Annotated in this window: 14 protein-coding genes; 2 read left to right on the top strand and 12 right to left on the bottom strand. The window is 71.4% G+C overall.

Annotated elements, in window-relative coordinates; translation table 11 throughout:
- Nucleotides 1-7: 7 nt before the first annotated feature.
- The gene (locus tag ABGB14_RS07335; RefSeq protein WP_347642763.1) at nt 8-1,423 is read left to right on the top strand and encodes a protein kinase; all 1,416 of its coding nucleotides are present in this window, start codon (nt 8-10) and stop codon (nt 1,421-1,423) included.
- On the opposite strand, the gene ABGB14_RS07330 is transcribed toward ABGB14_RS07335, so the two are convergent.
- Genes ABGB14_RS07330 through ABGB14_RS07320 form a run of 3 tightly spaced genes read right to left on the bottom strand, consistent with a single transcriptional unit; the run spans nt 1,424 to nt 3,280 of the window.
- The gene (locus ABGB14_RS07330) at nt 1,424-2,353 is read right to left on the bottom strand and encodes an RluA family pseudouridine synthase (RefSeq protein WP_347642762.1); all 930 of its coding nucleotides are present in this window, start codon (nt 2,351-2,353) and stop codon (nt 1,424-1,426) included. It abuts the gene before it with no gap.
- Complete coding sequence (locus tag ABGB14_RS07325) at nt 2,346-2,855, bottom strand: signal peptidase II (protein WP_347642761.1); 510 nt, start codon at nt 2,853-2,855, stop codon at nt 2,346-2,348. Before ABGB14_RS07325 ends, ABGB14_RS07330 begins: the two co-directional genes overlap by 8 nt.
- Nucleotides 2,856-2,890: 35 nt before the next feature.
- The gene (locus ABGB14_RS07320; protein WP_347642760.1) at nt 2,891-3,280 is read right to left on the bottom strand and encodes a TraR/DksA C4-type zinc finger protein; all 390 of its coding nucleotides are present in this window, start codon (nt 3,278-3,280) and stop codon (nt 2,891-2,893) included.
- A gap of 474 nt (nt 3,281-3,754) precedes the next feature.
- Here ABGB14_RS07320 and ileS point away from each other — a divergent pair, with 474 nt between their 5' ends.
- Nucleotides 3,755-6,898, top strand: coding sequence for an isoleucine--tRNA ligase (gene ileS / locus ABGB14_RS07315; RefSeq protein WP_347642759.1), 3,144 nt, complete (start codon nt 3,755-3,757; stop codon nt 6,896-6,898).
- Between the two features lie 199 nt (nt 6,899-7,097).
- On the opposite strand, the gene ABGB14_RS07310 is transcribed toward ileS, so the two are convergent.
- The 9 genes from ABGB14_RS07310 to murG all read right to left on the bottom strand — a co-directional run bounded on the left by ABGB14_RS07310 (nt 7,098) and on the right by murG (nt 17,382).
- A complete protein-coding gene (locus tag ABGB14_RS07310) occupies nt 7,098-9,488 on the bottom strand; it encodes a hypothetical protein (protein ID WP_347642758.1) in 2,391 nt (796 codons plus the stop codon).
- A 41-nt stretch (nt 9,489-9,529) separates the two neighbouring features.
- A complete protein-coding gene (locus tag ABGB14_RS07305) occupies nt 9,530-10,417 on the bottom strand; it encodes a DivIVA domain-containing protein (protein ID WP_347642757.1) in 888 nt (295 codons plus the stop codon).
- A 104-nt stretch (nt 10,418-10,521) separates the two neighbouring features.
- Nucleotides 10,522-10,809, bottom strand: coding sequence for a YggT family protein (locus ABGB14_RS07300; RefSeq protein WP_132331012.1), 288 nt, complete (start codon nt 10,807-10,809; stop codon nt 10,522-10,524).
- An 80-nt stretch (nt 10,810-10,889) separates the two neighbouring features.
- Entirely contained in the window at nt 10,890-11,390 is a 501-nt protein-coding gene (sepF, locus tag ABGB14_RS07295; RefSeq protein ID WP_347642756.1) for a cell division protein SepF, read from the bottom strand.
- A 139-nt stretch (nt 11,391-11,529) separates the two neighbouring features.
- Complete coding sequence (locus ABGB14_RS07290; RefSeq protein WP_347642755.1) at nt 11,530-12,222, bottom strand: YggS family pyridoxal phosphate-dependent enzyme; 693 nt, start codon at nt 12,220-12,222, stop codon at nt 11,530-11,532.
- 96 nt (nt 12,223-12,318) lie between these two features.
- The gene (ftsZ, locus tag ABGB14_RS07285; protein WP_347642754.1) at nt 12,319-13,827 is read right to left on the bottom strand and encodes a cell division protein FtsZ; all 1,509 of its coding nucleotides are present in this window, start codon (nt 13,825-13,827) and stop codon (nt 12,319-12,321) included.
- A 336-nt stretch (nt 13,828-14,163) separates the two neighbouring features.
- A complete protein-coding gene (locus tag ABGB14_RS07280; RefSeq protein WP_347642753.1) occupies nt 14,164-14,832 on the bottom strand; it encodes an FtsQ-type POTRA domain-containing protein in 669 nt (222 codons plus the stop codon).
- A gap of 76 nt (nt 14,833-14,908) precedes the next feature.
- Nucleotides 14,909-16,306, bottom strand: a complete 1,398-nt coding sequence (murC, locus tag ABGB14_RS07275; protein WP_347642752.1) for a UDP-N-acetylmuramate--L-alanine ligase — start codon at nt 16,304-16,306, stop codon at nt 14,909-14,911.
- Nucleotides 16,303-17,382 (bottom strand): undecaprenyldiphospho-muramoylpentapeptide beta-N-acetylglucosaminyltransferase, encoded by a 1,080-nt coding sequence (gene murG / locus ABGB14_RS07270; protein WP_347642751.1) that lies wholly within the window; start codon nt 17,380-17,382, stop codon nt 16,303-16,305. Before murG ends, murC begins: the two co-directional genes overlap by 4 nt.
- Nucleotides 17,383-17,392: the final 10 nt, after the last annotated feature.

The raw sequence follows: 17,392 nt of genomic DNA, 5'->3' as shown, positions 1-17,392 counted from the left end.
CTCGTGCATGACCGATGCAACGGGGATGGTCGGTGGACGGTACCGGCTGGTCAGGACGATCGGCCAGGGCGGCATGGGCACGGTGTGGCAGGCGCACGACGAGGTGCTCGGCAGGGACGTGGCCGTCAAGGAGGTGCTGCCGCCTCCCGACCTGACGGGCTCGGAGCGCGAGGTGTTCGCCGTACGCACCTTCCGCGAGGCCAGGGCCGCCGGCCGGGTGGCGCACCCGAGCGTCGCCGCCGTGTACGACGTCCTGGAGGAGCGCGGGCACCCGTGGATCGTCATGCAGCTGGTCCGCTCCCGCACGCTCGGCGAGGCGATCCGCGAGGACGGCCCGATGCCCGCGACGCAGGCCGCCCGCATCGGGCTGCAACTGCTGGAGGCGCTGCGCGCGGCCCACGCGGCGGGTGTGCTGCACCGGGACGTCAAACCGGACAACGTGCTGCTCACCAAGGACGGCCGGGCGGTGCTGACCGACTTCGGCATCGCGACCACGGAGGACGAGGCCCCGGTCACCAGGACGGGCATCCTGATCGGCACGCCCGCCTACATGGCGCCGGAACGCGCCGCGGGCGGCCGGGCGGGACCGGCCTCGGACCTGTGGGCGCTGGGCGCGACGCTCTACCTGGCGGTCGAGGGCGGCTCGCCCTTCCAGCGGGAGAACGCCCTGGCCACGCTGGGCGCGGTCATGCACGCCGAGCCGGAACCGCTGTCGCGCGCGGGGACGCTGGCGCCCGTACTGCTCGGTCTGCTGCGCAAGAACCCGGCCGAGCGCATGTCACTGGAGGAGGCCGAGCAGCGGCTGGCCACGATCATCGCGGGCGCGGCGCCCGAACCCACGGGCCCCTTCGCCGCGCCGGAGACGCGCGGGGACGCGCCGCCCCCGACGGTCCCGGGGACGGCGCGACGGACGGCGCGACGGAGGCGCGGGCGGCAGCTGGCCGCGATCGCGGGAGGCGCGCTGCTCGTGGGGCTCGTCACGGGAGGCGCGGCGTGGTTCTCGAACCAGCCGTACAACGTGCCGGCACGCCAGCAGGTGCCCCCCGTGGGGACGACCTCGGGCGAACCGACGCCGGCGGAGGAGCCGTCGTCGGAGGCACCGTCGGAGGAGGCGCCGGAGGAGGCGTCACCAGGGCCGGAACGATCCTCGGAGAGCGGCCCCGACTCCAGACCGGGTCCGTTCTCCGAGCCGGGAGGGAAGACGCCGGCGCCGCCGACGGCCCGTGAGCGGCCGGAAACCCCCCGCGAGGAACGCGGCCGCGGCACGCGCGCGCCCGCACCCACCGAGCCCGCGGAGAAACCGCGCGAGGACGAGAAGGCGGAGCGGCCCAGCCGTACTCCCGGCCAGGTCGAGGGCTCCGGGGACGACAGGGCGGACGACAGGGCGGACGGCGAGAACCAGGAGAGCGAAACCGGGTCCTGATCAGGACTCGGCGCGGACGATGTCGAGGGCCTTCTGCAGGTCCTGCGGGTAGTCGGTGCTGAACGACATCCACTCGCCCGTCGCCGGGTGCTCGAACCCCAGCGCGACCGCGTGCAGCCACTGCCGGGTGACGCCCAGCCTGGCCGCGAGCGTGGGATCGGCTCCGTAGAGCAGGTCTCCGACGCACGGGTGGCGCAGCGCCGACATGTGCACCCTGATCTGGTGGGTGCGCCCGGTCTCCAGCTTGATGTCGAGCAGCGACGCCGCCCGGAACGCCTCGATCGTGTCGTAGTGGGTCACGGACGGCTTGCCGCCCGCCACCACGGCGAACCTGCCGTCACCCGACGGGTGCCGGTCGATGGGCGCGTCGACGGTGCCCCTGAACGGGTCGGGATGCCCCTGGACCAGCGCGTGGTAGCGCTTGTCGACCGTACGTTCCTTGAAGGCCCGCTTGAGGTGGGAGTAGGCGTGCTCGCTCTTGGCCACCACCATCGCGCCGGTGGTGTTGGCGTCGAGCCGGTGCACGATGCCCTGCCGCTCGGCCGCGCCGCTGGTGGCGATCGTGTGCCCGGCCCCCATCAGCCCGCCGATCACGGTGGGGCCCGTCCAGCCGACGGTCGGGTGGGCGGCCACCCCTATCGGCTTGTTGACCACCACGATGTCGTCGTCCTCGTGGACGATCGTCATGCCCGGCACCGGCTCGGCGACCGGCATGGGCGTGGTGATCGGCGGCGGCATCGTCACGTCGAGCCAGGCGCCCGCGTGCACCCGGTCGCTCTTGGCCGGCTGCCTGCCGTCGACCAGCACCTCGCCGGCCCCGATCAGCTCGGCCGCGCGCGTGCGGGAGAAGCCGAACAACCGCGAGAGGGCGGCGTCGAGCCGCTCGCCTTCCAGGCCGTCGGGGACCGGCAGGCTCCGCTGCTCAGTCATCCCCGGCCACCTCCTTGGAGCCGTCGATCTGCACGTTGCGCCAGGCCAGGAGCACGGCGAGGATGCCGCCGCAGACGATCGCGGAGTCGGCGACGTTGAAGACGGGGAAATAGTCGATCACGGGGAAGTGCCCGGGGAACACCTCGATGAAGTCGACGACGTGCCCCTGGAACTGCGTGGGGCGCCCGATGCCCGACGGGTAGCGCAGGAGGCGGTCGGTGAGGTTGCCGAACGCCCCGCCGAGCAGCAGGCCGAGCGTGACCGCCCAGGCCCTGCTGCCCAGCTTGCGGGCGGTGCGTACGATGGCGACCACCACTCCGGCCGCGATGATGGTGAAGATGAACGTCATCCCGGTGCCGATGCTGAACGCGGCTCCGGGATTGAAGATCACCCTGAACTGCAGGACGTCCTGGATGACGACCAGCGGCGCCTCGCCCTCGAGCGTGCGCAACACCACCGTCTTGGTGACGAGGTCGGCCGCGTAGATCACGGCCGCCAGCACGATGAGGACGGCGAAGAGGCGCCGGCGTGGGTTGCCTACCGGCGTTCCTCCTTCTGCTTGCACTTGACGCACAGCGTCGCCCTCGGGAACGCCTGAAGGCGTTCCTTGCCGATCGGCTTGTGGCACGATTCGCACACTCCGTAGGTCCCTGCGTCGATCCTGGCGATCGCACGTTCGTTCTGCGCGACCAGATCGCGCGCATTCAGGGTAAGGGCGATCTCGCGTTCGCGCTCATACGTCTTCGCGCCGGCGTCCGCCTGGTCGTCGCCGGCTCCTTGGGTGACGTCTCCAGAGGCTATCTCGGACTCGTGCCGGAGGATGTCCGCGTTGAGTTCGTCGGTCTCGCTCTGCAGCCTGCCGCGCACCTCGGCCAGCTCCTCGTCCGACCACATCGACGGTGTAGCGGTCTGCGTGACTGCCGCCATGGCTGCCTCCATTGCTGATCAAGGCCGTAATGGTGCGGGCAGCTTAGGATCCGGATAACGGAACGGCAAACGACCCGCCGGACGGTTTACCTCCCCCGTACTATCCCGCCTCGCGCATTCAACTCCTCCTCAGCGGCGTCCATTCCCACAACTTTGTCACCGTTTACGACTTCCGGACTGACATGTCCGAACATCCTTGGCCGTAGCATGCCCCACCAGGGAAACCGGGAAGCCTTCGCCCCCACTCTGCGTTATGGTTTGAATCTGCGAGGCGTTGATGGGGCCCTACTGTGAGGGATATCACCCCGGAGCCGCCGGAAGAACGGCTCGTCCGAGCTCATTAGAACCGGCAGCAGAGCAAAGGAAGAGGGCCCCGCCCAGCGCGGAGCCAAGAAGGGTGGTACCGCGGAGCCGCACGGCTTCGTCCCTTCACGCCAGCCAGCCGGCCGATCAAGCGTGGAGGTCACGCCCGAGATGTCCCCAACATTCCGCTCTCTTCCCGCGCAGGTCGACCTGCCCGCGCTCGAGCGCGAGGTCCTCGACCGCTGGCGGGACGGGAAGATCTTCGAGCGGTCCGTCGAGCAGAACACCGGCAACCCGTCGTGGGTCTTCTACGAGGGCCCACCCACCGCCAACGGCCTGCCCGGCGTCCACCACGTCGAGGCGCGCGTCTTCAAGGACCTCTTCCCGCGCTACAAGTCCATGCGCGGGTTCAGCGTCCCGCGCAAGGCCGGCTGGGACTGCCACGGCCTGCCCGTCGAGGTCGGCGTCGAGCGCGAGCTGGGCCTGTCCGGCAAGAAGGACATCGAGACATACGGCATCGCCGAGTTCAACGCCAAGTGCCGCGAGTCGGTGCTGCGGCACGTCGACGCGTTCGAGCAGCTGACCGAGCGCATGGGCTACTGGATCGACCTGTCCCAGGCCTACCGGACGATGGACCCCTCCTACATCGAGTCGGTGTGGTGGTCGCTGAAGGTCGTCCACGACAAAGGGCTGCTGTTCCGCGACTTCCGGATCACCCCCTACTGCCCGCGCTGCGGCACCGGCCTGTCCGACCACGAGCTGGGCCAGCCCGGCGGCTACGAGACCGTCTCCAGCCCGTCCGTCCACGTCCGCATGCCCGTCACGTCCGGCCCGCTGGCCGAGCTGGGCGCGGCGCTGCTGATCTGGACGACCACACCGTGGACGCTCGTGTCGAACACGGCGGTCGCCGTGCACCCCGACGTGACCTACGTCGCCGCCCGCACCGCCGCCGGCGAGGTGCTGGTGGTGGCCGAGCCGCTGCTGTCCGTGCTCGGCGAGGACGCGACCGAGCTGGCCCGCTACACCGGGCGCGAGCTGGAGCACACCCCCTACTCCCGCCCGTTCGACCTGGTCGACATCCCCGGCGCCCACTACGTCGTGCTCGGCGACTACGTCACCGTCGACGACGGCACCGGCCTGGTCCACCAGGCTCCCGCGTTCGGCGCCGACGACCTGGCCGTCATCAAGCGGTACGACATGCCGGTCGTCAACCCGATCGGCCCCGACGGCCGCTTCCTCGACGACGTGCCCATGGTCGGCGGGCGTTTCTTCAAGGACGCCGACGAGGAGCTGACCGACGACCTGCGCGCCCGCGGGCTGCTCTTCCGCGGCGGCCACTTCGACCACAGCTACCCCCACTGCTGGCGCTGCCACACGCCGCTGCTCTACTACGCGCTCCCGTCCTGGTACATCCGCACCACCGCGGTCAAGGACCAGATGCTGGCCGAGAACGCCAGGACCAACTGGTATCCCGACACCATCAAGTGGGGCCGGTTCGGCGAGTGGCTGCGCAACAACGTCGACTGGTCGCTGTCGCGCTCGCGCTACTGGGGCACGCCGCTGCCGCTGTGGGTGTGCTCGGCCGACGACTCCCACGTGACGTGCGTCGGGTCGCTGCAGGAGCTGGGCGAGCTGACCGGCCAGGACGTCTCGGCCCTCGACCCGCACCGCCCGTACGTCGACGACGTGACCTTCGCCTGCCCCGACTGCGGCGCGCCGGCCCGGCGCGTCCCCGACGTGATCGACGCCTGGTACGACTCGGGCTCCATGCCGTTCGCCCAGTGGGGCGAGCGCGGCAGGCCCGAGGGCGTCTACCCTGCGCAGTTCATCTGCGAGGCCACCGACCAGACGCGCGGCTGGTTCTACTCGCTGATGGCCGTCGGCACCCTCGTCTTCGGACAGTCCTCCTACGAGAACGTGCTCTGCCTCGGCCTCATCCTGGCCGAGGACGGCCGCAAGATGAGCAAGCACCTGGGCAACATCCTCGAGCCGATCCCGCTGATGGAGCAGCACGGCGCCGATGCCCTGCGCTGGTTCATGGCCTGCTCGGGATCGCCATGGGCGTCCCGCCGGGTGGGACACAACACCCTCGAGGAGATCGTCCGCAAGGTCCTGCTGACGCTCTGGAACACCGCGTCGTTCTTCACCCTCTACGCCAACGCCGAGTCGTGGTCGCCGTCCCGGCTGCGGGAGGCCACGCCGGCGGCCGAGCGCCCGCTGCTCGACCGCTGGGCGCTGGCCGAGCTGCACCGCACGGTGGCCGAGGTCACGGCGTCGCTCGACGACTACGACACCCAGCGGGCCGGGCGCAGGCTGGCCGACTTCCTCGACGACCTGTCCAACTGGTACGTCCGCCGCTCCCGCCGCCGCTTCTGGCAGGGAGAGCAGGACGCGTTCGCCACCCTGTACGAGTGCCTGGAGACGGTGCTGCGGCTGATGGCGCCCGTCACGCCGTTCGTCACCGACTACCTGTGGGACATCCTGCGGCCGGGGGACGCCCCCTCCTCGGTGCACCTGGCCTCGTGGCCCGAGGCGCGTGACGACCTGCTCGACCCGGCGTTGCCGGACCAGATGGCCCTGGTCCGCCGGCTGGTGGAGCTGGGCCGCTCGGCCCGTGCGTCGTCGGGCGTGAAGACCCGGCAGCCGCTCCGCCGGGCCCTGGTGGGCGCGCACGGCTGGCCGTCGTTGCCCGCCGAACTGCGCGGTCTGGTGGCCGACGAACTCAACGTCCAGGCTCTGGAGGACATGTCCGGCTTCAGCGCCGATCTGGTGTCCTACTCCGTCAAGCCCAACTTCCGCGCCCTGGGCAAGCGCTTCGGCTCCCAGACCAAGCTCGTGGCCGCCGCGGTGGCCGCCGCCGATCCCACCCACGTGGCCAGGGCCCTGCGCTCGGGCTCCACGGTCACGGTGGAGGCGGGCGACCTGGGCGAGGTCACGCTCGGCCCCGACGAGGTGATCGTCAACGAGCAGCCCCGCTCGGGCTGGGCGGTGGAGACGGGAGCGATCGGCACGGGCACGGGCGAGACGGTCGCCCTGGACCTCGAGCTCACCGACGACCTGCGCCGCGCGGGTCTGCTGCGCGAGGTCATCCGCCTGGTCCAGGAGGCCCGCAAGTCGAGCGGCCTGTCCATCACGGACCGGATCGAGCTGTGGTGGACCGTGTCCTCGCCTGACCTGGCCGCGGCGTTGCGGTCGGACTGGCAGGTCGTGGCGGAGGAGGTGCTGGCGACGTCGGTCGCGGAAGGCACCATGGCAGATCTGCCGTCCCACACCGACGAGGACCTGGGGCTGACCTTCCAGCTCCGCCGCACCTGACACAGGGGCCGGCCGGGCCGTCCACGGCCCGGCCACGCCCGTCCTTCCCAGAGCCCTCGGCAATGCGCGCAAGGAAACCGGCCGGACCGGCCAACGCCCGCCTCTTCCAGAGCCCGCACCACTCGCTCAACCGCAGGTGGGCGCGTACGTCCCCGCCCCTTCCAGAGCCCGCTGCGCTCGAGGACCGTGGCAGTGCCGGTCAGCTGACCGATTCGCGGTCGTGCTGGCAGACCGAGCAGCTCGTCAGCCCGGCCGCCTCGGCCGCGGCGGCGGCCATGGTCTCCACCCCGGACTCGCCCGCACCTCTGATCAGCGGGCAGTTGGTGCTGTGGTAGCGGCGGGTGCCGACGATGACCTTCACCGTGCGGCTGTCGCCGCCCTTGGGTTCGTCGCCCGTCTTCTTCTCGGCGCCCTCAGCCGTGGGATCGGGGGCCGGAGTCTTGGAGCCGGCAGCCTGAGTCTTCGCGGGTGTGCCGCCGGAAGGCTCAGAACCCTGCCGTGGCCTGCCCTGCTCCTGGTCGCCCTGCCCTTGCTGGGGCTTACCGGAATCCTGCGCGCCCTGCCCTGGGCGAGACTTGCCCGGCCCTTGGGCGCCCTGCCCTGGGCGAGACTTGCCCGGCCCTTGCGCGCCCTGCCCTTGGCGAGGCTTGCCCGGCTCCTGGTCGCCCTGCCGTTGCTGAGGCTTGCCGGCAGGCTGGGCGCCCGTGCCGGACGGTTGCGGGCGAACAGCCGGCGAGCCGCCCCTGGGCGTGCCGGTGTCATCGTCGGAGGGCTCTGGTGCCGCGGCCGCCTCCCGCGTGCCAGGCCGGGAGCCGGTGCCGGGCGTCGCGTTCTTCGGGCCGGCGCCGGAGGGGCCTTGCGCTGCCGCGGGCGTTCCGGTCTTCGGGGCCGTGCCGGGCTTGGCCGTCGTGCCCGTGGGACGGCTCTCCGCCGCGGACCTGGCCGTCGTGCCCGTGGGCAGCGGCCCCCTGGGCTTGGCCTCCGATTCGGCCGAAGACGCGGGCCGTTCAGGAAGGATGAGGGTCTGCCCCACCGCTGCGGAGGTGTCGGCGTCCCCGGAGGGGGTCTTCGACGGTCCGGACGCTCCCGGACGGCCTGGCGTGGCGGAGGAAGGCACCCTGGGCTGGGGCGCGGTCGCGGGACCCGCGGAGTCGTCGTCCGCCACCCCGCCCGTGGCGCCCTGCGGACGCTTGCCACCGCTCCCGGGCTGCCCGGGCTTACCACCGGACTGCTGCGAACCCGCCGCGGACTGCCCCGGCTCAGCACCGGACCGCTGCGAACCCGCCGCGGACTGCCCCGGCTCAGCACCGGACCGCTGCGAACCCGCCGCGGACTGCCCCGGCTCACCTCCGGACCGCTGCGGACCCGCCGCGGGCCGCCCCGGCTTGGCGGGGGTCCGCGCGGGCGACCCAGCGGGCGACTCCTGATCTTCGGCGGGTCTCCCCGGCCTGCCCGGGGCCTGTGCCGGCTTTCCCGCGGCCTGCCCGGGCTTGCCCGCGGGGCGCTCGGACGCGCCGCTCGGCTGCCCGGATCCGCCGCCGGGCTGCTCGGGTGTGCGGGCCGGCTGGGCGGGCGACTTGCCGGGTGCGGGCCGGCCGGACGGGCCGGTCTGCGCGGACGTGGGCCGGCCGGAAGGACCGGGCGTCTTCGCGGGCGCGGACTGGCCGGACGTCTTCGCGGGGGTGCCTGGCGGGGTCCCGGGCTTGCCGGGAGAGGCCTTGCCAGGGGAAGGCTTGCCGGTCGACGGCTCGGGCGGCGCGCTGGAAGGCGGCGTCTCGGCCCTGAGCGTGTGCGGCCGGAAAACAGAAGTCTGGGTCTCCGCCTGCTCATCATCCGAGTCGGGGGCGGCGGAGGTGGAGTTGCCGAACCACCCGGCGCCTTCCTCGTGGGCGGCGGCGGGCTCCGGGCTGGGGGTGGAAGCCTTCGTGTCGGGCTTCGGCGGTGCGACCGGCGAACGTAGGTCGCGGGTCTCCGCGGAGTTTTCCGCCCGGCTCTCCGCGCTACTGGCGGAGCCGGGTGCGACGGCGGGCTCGGGGTCGGCGGCAGGCGGCAGTTGCCGTCCGCCGAGCGCTGCGTCAGGCAGGCACGTCGTGCAGGGCGTGAAGCCCTCCTCGCGGGCCTCCTCGTAGGTGAGCTCCTCGTTGGTCCGGCCGCTGAGCTGCCGGCAACCGGGCACGTGATATCTCTTGCGTCCCGGGATCACCAGCACGATCGCATCCGGTGAGATGCCCGCGGCCGCCGGGCGGCGCGGGGCGGTGGCGGCGGGAACGGTCGCCGCGCGCTGGGGTGCCCGCGGATGCGGACGCGGATGCGGTTGGGTGTGCGGGGGTGGCTGGTGAGCCATGGCACCGGTCTGGGTGTACGGCATGCCGGGCGGGGTGAGCCCCTTCGGGGGGGTGGCCGGCGCAGCGGCCTGCCCACCACCGGGAAAAAGCTCGTTTCGCCGCAGGAAGGCCCCGATCACCAGGAACAGCGCGGACAGCACGCTGACCACGATGGACCACATGATCAGGAACGGCTTCGCCAGTACGAAGCCCGCGATCAGCAAGACCACTGCCGCGAGCACCAAACCAGCACTGATGAGGATCACAGAGGGCTCTTTCGAGTGACAGGTCCTAGTGACCCTGTACTTTACCGGCGGTCGTTGTGGGGACCGTCACCGCCGGGGAAGGCGCCCTGCGGAGCCGCCTCGCCGCCGAACGGGTTGGGGCCACCGGGCAGGGGCTGCTGGCCACTTCCCTGAGACACGGCGTGCGACATGGCAGGCGCCGCCGCCTGACCCTGCGGACCGCCGGACATCACCGGGAACCCGCCGCTGCCCTCGGCCGCGACGTTGAGCTCGGCGAGCTGGTTCTCCAGGTAGAGCTTGAGCCTGCTGCGATATTCGCGCTCGAAGCTGCGCAGCTCCTCGACCTTGCGCTCGAGCTCGTCGCGGGTCTGCACCAGCGAGCCCATCGCCTGGCGGTGGCGCTCCTGGGCGTCGCGCTCGAGCGTCTCCGCGCGGGCCCTGGCGTCGCCGATGACCTGCTCGGCCTGGCGGCGAGCCTTGGTGAGGATCTCGTCGGCCTCACGCCGGGCGCGGGTCACCGTCTCGTCCGCCTCCCGGCGGGCGTCGGAGATCGCCTGGTCGGCGGTCTGCTGGGCGAGCGCGAGCACGCGGGCCGCGGTGTCCATGTTGTCCTCCGCCGGAGGCATGTTCATGGCCACGGGGACCGGCTGCTGCACCGGAGGCGGCTCGGGGGCCCGCATGGGCTCCGGCTGCGGCGGCGCCATCATCTCGGGCTTGGGCTGTTGCTCCTGGACCGGGGCGGAGGCCATGGGCATGTTCATGCCGCCCGGCACCTTCCCCCGCAGGCACTCGGCCAGCTTGGCGCGGAGCTCCTCGTTCTCTTGGATCAGGCGGTCGAGCTCAGCCTCCACCTCGTCGAGGAAGGCGTCGACCTCTTCCTCGTCGTAGCCCGGCCGCAACCGGGTGGTACTGAACTGCTTGTTCCGCACATCAGCGGGCGTCAGCGGCATTTTTGGTCTCCTTGGCGCGCTTTGGAGTCTGTCCTGAGGACGGTAACCCGAATCACTTCAGCGCGGACACGAGTTGGATCAAGACCGGCACGACATCGGCCCGTTCAGCGAAGCGCTCCCGCGATCTGGATCAGGATCAGCACGACGATGAACAGGACAGTGAAGCTTAGGTCAAAGGCCACCGTACCCAACCGGAGCGGGGGAATGAAACGGCGGAGGAACTTGAGTGGTGGGTCTGTTGCGGTGTATGTGGCCTCCGCCAGCACCAGGACGACGCCCGTAGGACGCCACTGGCGAGCGAAAGCCTGCACCGTCTCGAAGATCATCCTGCCGATGAGCAGCACCAGATAGAGAGACAGGACAACGACCAAGATCTGACTGACGATCCCCACGGCCCGGCCGCGCCTCCACTTCTGATGTGCCCTCCCGGTCTCGGCGAGACCTGGTTGGGTGCGATAGACATACAGAGACTCTAACTCTGGTTGAAGAACCCGCGCTCCGCGATTCGAGCCTTGTCCTCGGCGGTCACCTCGACATTGGCAGGGGACAACAGGAACACCTTGTTCGTAACACGTTCAATGCTGCCATGTAGGCCAAAGACGAGACCTGCCGCGAAATCCACAAGGCGCTTTGCGTCGCTGTCGACCATCTCGGTCAGGTTCATGATGACCGGGGTGCCGTCCCGGAAGTGCTCCCCTATGGTACGCGCTTCGTTGTACGTGCGGGGGTGAAGGGTCGTGATGCGGGCGAGATCGGTCGTGCGGCGCTCCACGACCGCCGTCGCGGGCCGCGGCGCGGGCACCCCGGCCTCCGCTTCCTCGTCGCGGTCCTGGACCGCGACGGGCCGCTCCTCGCCGGTTCGCTGCACGTCGTCCTCGTAGGCGTACTCGTCCGGGTAGGTCTCATACCTCTCGTAGCGGTCGTCCTCCACGAGACCGAGGTAGACCGCCATCTTGCGCATCGCGCCGGCCATCGCTACGTCGTCCTCCTGCTCATGGTCGCACTCGCTCGGGCCCGTCTCCGGGCGCCGAGGCGGTAGGCGTACCCCCCTGGAGCTCACCGCTGATCGACCTCTACTCGGTCATGGACCTGAAGACCCACTTGAGGGGACATTACCTGACGAAGGGCTTGCGACGGCCGAGCAACGCCGTACCGATCCGCAGGTGTGTCGCGCCGTAGGCGACGGCCTCGGTGAGATCTTCGCTCATACCGGCCGAAACCATCGTCGCCCGCGGATGCTGCTCCTGTACGCGGGTCGCCACCTCCCGCAACCGGGCGAACGCCTTGGCCGGCTCCTCCCCCAGCGGGGCCACCGCCATGACGCCGCCCAGCCACACGCCCTCGGCGAGCGCCACCTCGTCGGCGAGCGCGAGCACGTCGCCGGGGCGCGCGCCGCCTCTGGCCGGGTCGTCGTCGAGCGCGACCTGGAGCAGGCAGCCGATGGTGCGGCCCTGGCGCACCGCCTCCTTGCTGATCGCCTCCACCAGCCTGAGGCGGTCGACGGAGTGGATCACGTCGGCGTACCCGACGACGGAGCGGACCTTGTTGGTCTGGAGCTGGCCCACGAAGTGCCACGTCAGCGGCAGATCGGCGAGCTCGCGCGCCTTGGGGGCGGCCTCCTGGTCACGGTTCTCCCCGACGTCGCGTACGCCCAGCTCGCACAGGATGCGTACGTCACCGGCGGGTCTGGTCTTGGTGACGGCGATCAGCGTGACCTCGCCACGGTCGCGCCCGACGGCCTGGCAGGCCGCCCCGATGCGCGCCTCGACCTCGGCGAGCCCGGCCGCGATCTCGTCCCTTCTCACTGCCTCTTCCTCTCGATTCCGATCCTGTGGCACGTCCGCCGTGAACACGACGGCGCCGCTCCCGTTTCCTCTCGGGGAGCGGCGTCAGGCGACCGGCTATTTGAGGAAGTCGGGGACGTCGAGCTCCTCCTCCTGCTCCTCGAAGACCACGCGCGGACGTTTGGCGGGCTCCGACATGCGGGAGGTGATGGGCGTGGGCGGGTTGGCGGGCTCCGGCGTCGGCCGGGGGATGGAGACGGGGCCGGACGGTTCGTCGGCGACGGCCTCCCCGGCGTCCTGCTCGGAGGCCTGCGCGGGCTCGACGGGCCGCACCGGCTCGGGGCGCGGCTCCGGACGGGACTCGGGGGCCGGCTCGGCCCTGAAGTCGGAGCGCGGCTCGGGCCTGAACTCCGTACGCGGCTCGGGCCTGAACTCCGCGCGCGGCTCAGGGCGGAAGTCGGCACGCGGCTCAGGACGGGCCTCAGGACGGACATCGGCGCGCGGGTCGGCCCTGAAGTCCCCGCGCGGCTCCGGACGCTGCTCAGCGCGCGGCTCAGGGCGCGCCGGAGGTGACTCGGACTTCACGCTGGGCGCCGAGACGCTCGGCCGGGCTGGAGACGACACCGGCGGCGCGGCGGGACGTCCCATCGGACGGGCGGCGGGCTTGTCGGCCGCGGTCGGCACGTCGTCGAACCCCGCCGCGATCACCGTCACGCGCACCTCGTCGCCGAGGGCGTCGTCGATGACCGTGCCGAAGATGATGTTGGCGTCGGGTGCGGCCGCCATGGACACGAGCTGGGCGGCCTCGTTGATCTCGAACAGGCCCAGGTCGGAGCCGCCCGCGATGGACAGCAGCACGCCGTGGGCGCCGTCGATGCTGGCCTCCAGCAGCGGGCTGGAGACCGCCATCTCGGCCGCCGCCACCGAACGGTCGTCGCCGCGGGCGTGGCCGATGCCCATGAGCGCCGAACCGGCGCCCGACATGACCGACTTGACGTCGGCGAAGTCGAGGTTGATCAGACCGGGGGTGGTGATCAGATCGGTGATGCCCTGCACACCGGAGAGCAGCACCTGGTCGGCCGCCTTGAACGCGTCGAGCACGCTCACCTGGCGGTCCGAGATGGACAGCAGCCGGTCGTTGGGGATCACGATGAGGGTGTCGACCTCGTCGCGCAGCGTCTCGATGCCGGCCTCGGCCTGCGAGGCCCTGCGCCGCCCCTCGAAGCTGAACGGCCGGGTCACGACGCCGATCGTCAGCGCGCCGAGCGACCTGGCGATGTTGGCCACGACGGGCGCGCCGCCGGTGCCCGTGCCACCGCCCTCGCCTGCCGTGACGAAGACCATGTCGGCCCCCTTGAGGACCTCCTCGATCTCCTCACGGTGGTCCTCGGCCGCCTTGCGCCCCACGTCGGGGTTGGCGCCCGCGCCCAGTCCGCGCGTGAGCTCGCGGCCCACGTCGAGTTTCACATCGGCGTCACTCATCAGCAGCGCCTGGGCGTCGGTGTTTATCGCGATGAACTCGACGCCCTTGAGTCCCTCTTCGATCATCCGGTTGACGGCGTTCACTCCGCCGCCGCCGATGCCGACGACCTTGATGACCGCGAGGTAGTTCTGCGGTGCTGCCACGACGAGGGGCCTTTCCGCTCGTTGACTTGCCATTTCGGTGCGGATCGTCTCCGCTTTCAGTCAGTTCGGGTAACTCTCAACCTCAAGTTGAGATTTAGATTTATGTCAACCTGAGGATTGATACGGACAGTAGGAGTTACGCTCCAGGCGGGTCAACTAACCGCGCCGCAAGCACGTCCGGCGTGTCGCGGGCTGTCCGTTTCGCTCCGAAGTCGCGCCTGGTCGGGACCCTCCTCTGCCGAACGTCCGCTCTACAGGCTCTCACGTCGTACCCCCCACCCCGCACAGGCTCGGCGATGCTCTTGCCGCACGGTTGCCAGACCCTGACGATCACCGTCACTTCAGCGTCACCACGTCCGGGGAGCTCACGTCGTAGCGGGTGGCATCGCGCTCGCGCCGCAGCAGCGAGGTGAGGATGCGCCCCTTCTCCTTGGGCCGGTCGGCGCCACCCCAGACGACGGTGCGCCCGTCGGACAGTTCGAGGGTGACTCCCTCGGCCGTGCCCGCGCGCACCTCCTTGACCCTGACCGCCACCGACCCCGGCACCACCTGGATGACCTGGAGCGCCGCCATCAGCGCCGGATCGCCCTCGGCGGGGCGGTCCACCTTGATGAGCGGCAGCAGGGTCGGCGCCGTCGTCGTGACCTCGATCACCACGCCCTGTTTGTCGACGATGGCCACCTGGTCGCCCACGGGGACGGCCGCCACGGGCCTGCGCTCGACGACCTCGATCTTGAGCGTGCCCGGCCAGACGCGTTCGGCCTTCGCCCCGGCGAGCCGCCTGATGCCCTTGACACGGCTCTCGACGCCCGCCAGGTCGACGGTGGCAAGAGGATGGAGGTCGGCCACCCCGGCGCGCTGCTTGATCTCGTCGCCGTGCACTGTGACATTTCCCACGATCTCGATCGACCGCACGCCCAGCACGGGAGAGAAGAACACCAGCCACGCCGCCGTGCCCACCACTCCCGCCGTCAGCAGCACCAGGAACGCAGTCCGCGCCTTCATCGCCCTCCCCTGCATGTCGGCACAACCTACGCCGCCGGGTGGGTGAACACCGCGCGCCACGCCCAACGGCGGCGGCTCAAGACAGGCGGGCGACGATCTGCGGGCCGAGCTCGGTGATGTCGCCCGCGCCCATGGTGAGCACGATGTCGCCGGGCCTGGCCCGCTCGGCGATCATCCCGGGCACCGCCGCCCGGTCGGGCGCGTACGCCACCCGCTCGGCCGGCAGCGGCACCCGGCCCGCCACCATCGCCCCGGACACGCCGGGCTCGGGGTCCTCGCGGGCGCCGTAGACGTCGAGCACGATGGCCTCGTCGGCCAGCCCGAGCGCCGCGCCGAACTCGTCGGCGAAGAAGCGGGTGCGCGAGTAGAGGTGCGGCTGGAAGACCGCGATGACCCGGCCGGTGCCGGAATAGGAGGCGACCACGTCGCGCGCCGCGCGCAGGTCGGCGGTCAGCTCGGTCGGATGGTGGGCGTAGCTGTCGAACACGGCGATGCCGCCGGCCTCGCCCTTGGCCTCGAAACGCCGCTTGGCCCCGGTGAAGGCCCCCAGGCCCTGCCTGATCTCCTCGAACGGCAGCCCCAGCTCATCGGCCACCGCGATCGCCGCGGCGGCGTTGAGCGCGTTGTGCGCCCCGGGGACGGCCAGCCGCACGTCGCCCTTGCCCTCGATGGCGAACACGGTGCCGAACCCGTCGGGCGCGACCCCGGTGACGCGGTAGTCCTCGCCCCGCAGGCCGTAGGTCCTGACCCGCAACCCACGCTCGCGCGCCCGGCCGGCCAGCTCGGCCGCTCCCGGGTCGTCCGCGCACACGATGAGCAGCGAGCCGACCCGGTCGGCGAACCTGGCGAAGCCGTCGTGCACCGCCCGCGGGTCGCCGTAGTTGTCGAGGTGGTCGGCCTCGACATTGGTGACCACCGCGATGTCGGGCGCGAGCATGAGAAACGAGCCGTCGCTCTCGTCCGCCTCCGCCACGAACACCGTGCCCTGGCCGTCGTCGGCGCCGAGCCCGGTGGTGACGAGCTGGCCGCCCACGCAGTAGGACGGGTCGGCCCCGCACTTCTGCAGCGCCACGGTCAGCATCGAGGTGGTGGTGGTCTTGCCGTGGGTGCCCGCGATGGCCACGCCGGTGCGCCCGGCCATGACGCTGGCCAGCGCGGCGGCCCGCGGAATGATCCGCAGCCCCTGCTTGAGCGCCTCACCGAGCTCGGGGTTGGAGTCGCGGATGGCGGTCGAGACGACCACGGTGCCGACGTCTCTGATGTGGGAGGCGGCGTGCCCGATGTGCACCGTCGCGCCCAGCTCGCGCAGCTCGGTGATCAGCTCGGAGCTGCGCGCGTCGCTGCCCGACACGGGGACGCCCCGCTTGAGCAGGATGCGGGCGATGCCCGACATGCCCGCGCCGCCGATACCGATGAAGTGCACCCGCCCCAGATCGTCGACAGCGACGGGATCGACCAGCTTCACGAGACTCATCGGGCTATCTCCAACACTTTCCTGGCAAGCATGATATCGGCGTCCTTGCGCCCCAGCCGGGAGGCGGCCTCCGACATGCCGGCGACCCGCTCGGGGTCGTGGAGCATCGGCAGCACGTTCTGGACGATCCAATCAGGGGTCAGGCCCACGTCGTCGACCAGGATGCCGCCGCCGCCCCGGGCGATGCGCTCGGCGTTCATGCGCTGCTCGCCGTTGCCGTACGGCAGCGGCACGTAGGCGGCGGGCAGCCCGACCGCGGTCAGCTCCGCGCACGTCAGCGCGCCGCTGCGGCACAGCGCCACGTCGGCGGCGGCGTAGGCCAGGTCCATGCGGTCGAGGTAGGGCAGCAGGACGTACTGCGGATCGCCGGGCGGCGGCTCGTGCTCGACGGTGTTCGTCGGGCCGAGCACGTGGAGCACCTGCACGCCGGCCCTGCGCAGGGCCGGCGCCGCGGCGAGCGCCGCGTCGTTGACCGACCTCGCCCCCTGCGATCCGCCGAACACCAGCAGCGTCGGCCGGTCGTTCTCCAGCCCGAACCAGGAGCGCGCCTTGTCGCCCATGGACAGCCGGTCGAGGTTGGCGATGTCGCGCCGCAGCGGCGTGCCGATGTATTCGGCCTTGGGCAGCAGCTGGGCCTCGGGAAAGCCGGTGAACACGTGGTCGGTCAGCCGGGCGCCCAGCCGGTTGGCCAGGCCGGGGCGCGGATTGGCCTCGTGCACGACGATCGGCAGGCCGCGTCGCTTGGCCGCCAGATAGGCGGGGGTCGCCACGTAGCCGCCGAAACCGACCAGGATGTCGGCCTCGACCCGGTCGAGTATGGCGGCCGTGGCGTTGATCGCTCCGGCCAGCCTGCCAGGAACCGTCAGCAGGCTCGGAGTGATCGACCTGGGCAGGGGCACGGCCGGCACCAGCTCAAGATCGTAGCCCCTGGCGGGCACGAGCCGCGTCTCCAAACCGCGATCCGTGCCCACGCAGGTGATGCCGGCACTGCGGTCAAGATGGCGCAGCGCGTCCGCAAGGGCTAGCGCGGGCTCGATGTGCCCGGCTGTCCCCCCTCCGGCGAGGACCACCCTCATCTCGGTCACT

The organism is Nonomuraea sp. B10E15 (assembly GCF_039871615.1).
Lineage (GTDB): Bacteria > Actinomycetota > Actinomycetes > Streptosporangiales > Streptosporangiaceae > Nonomuraea.
This window is presented reverse-complemented; position numbering and strand designations above follow the sequence as displayed.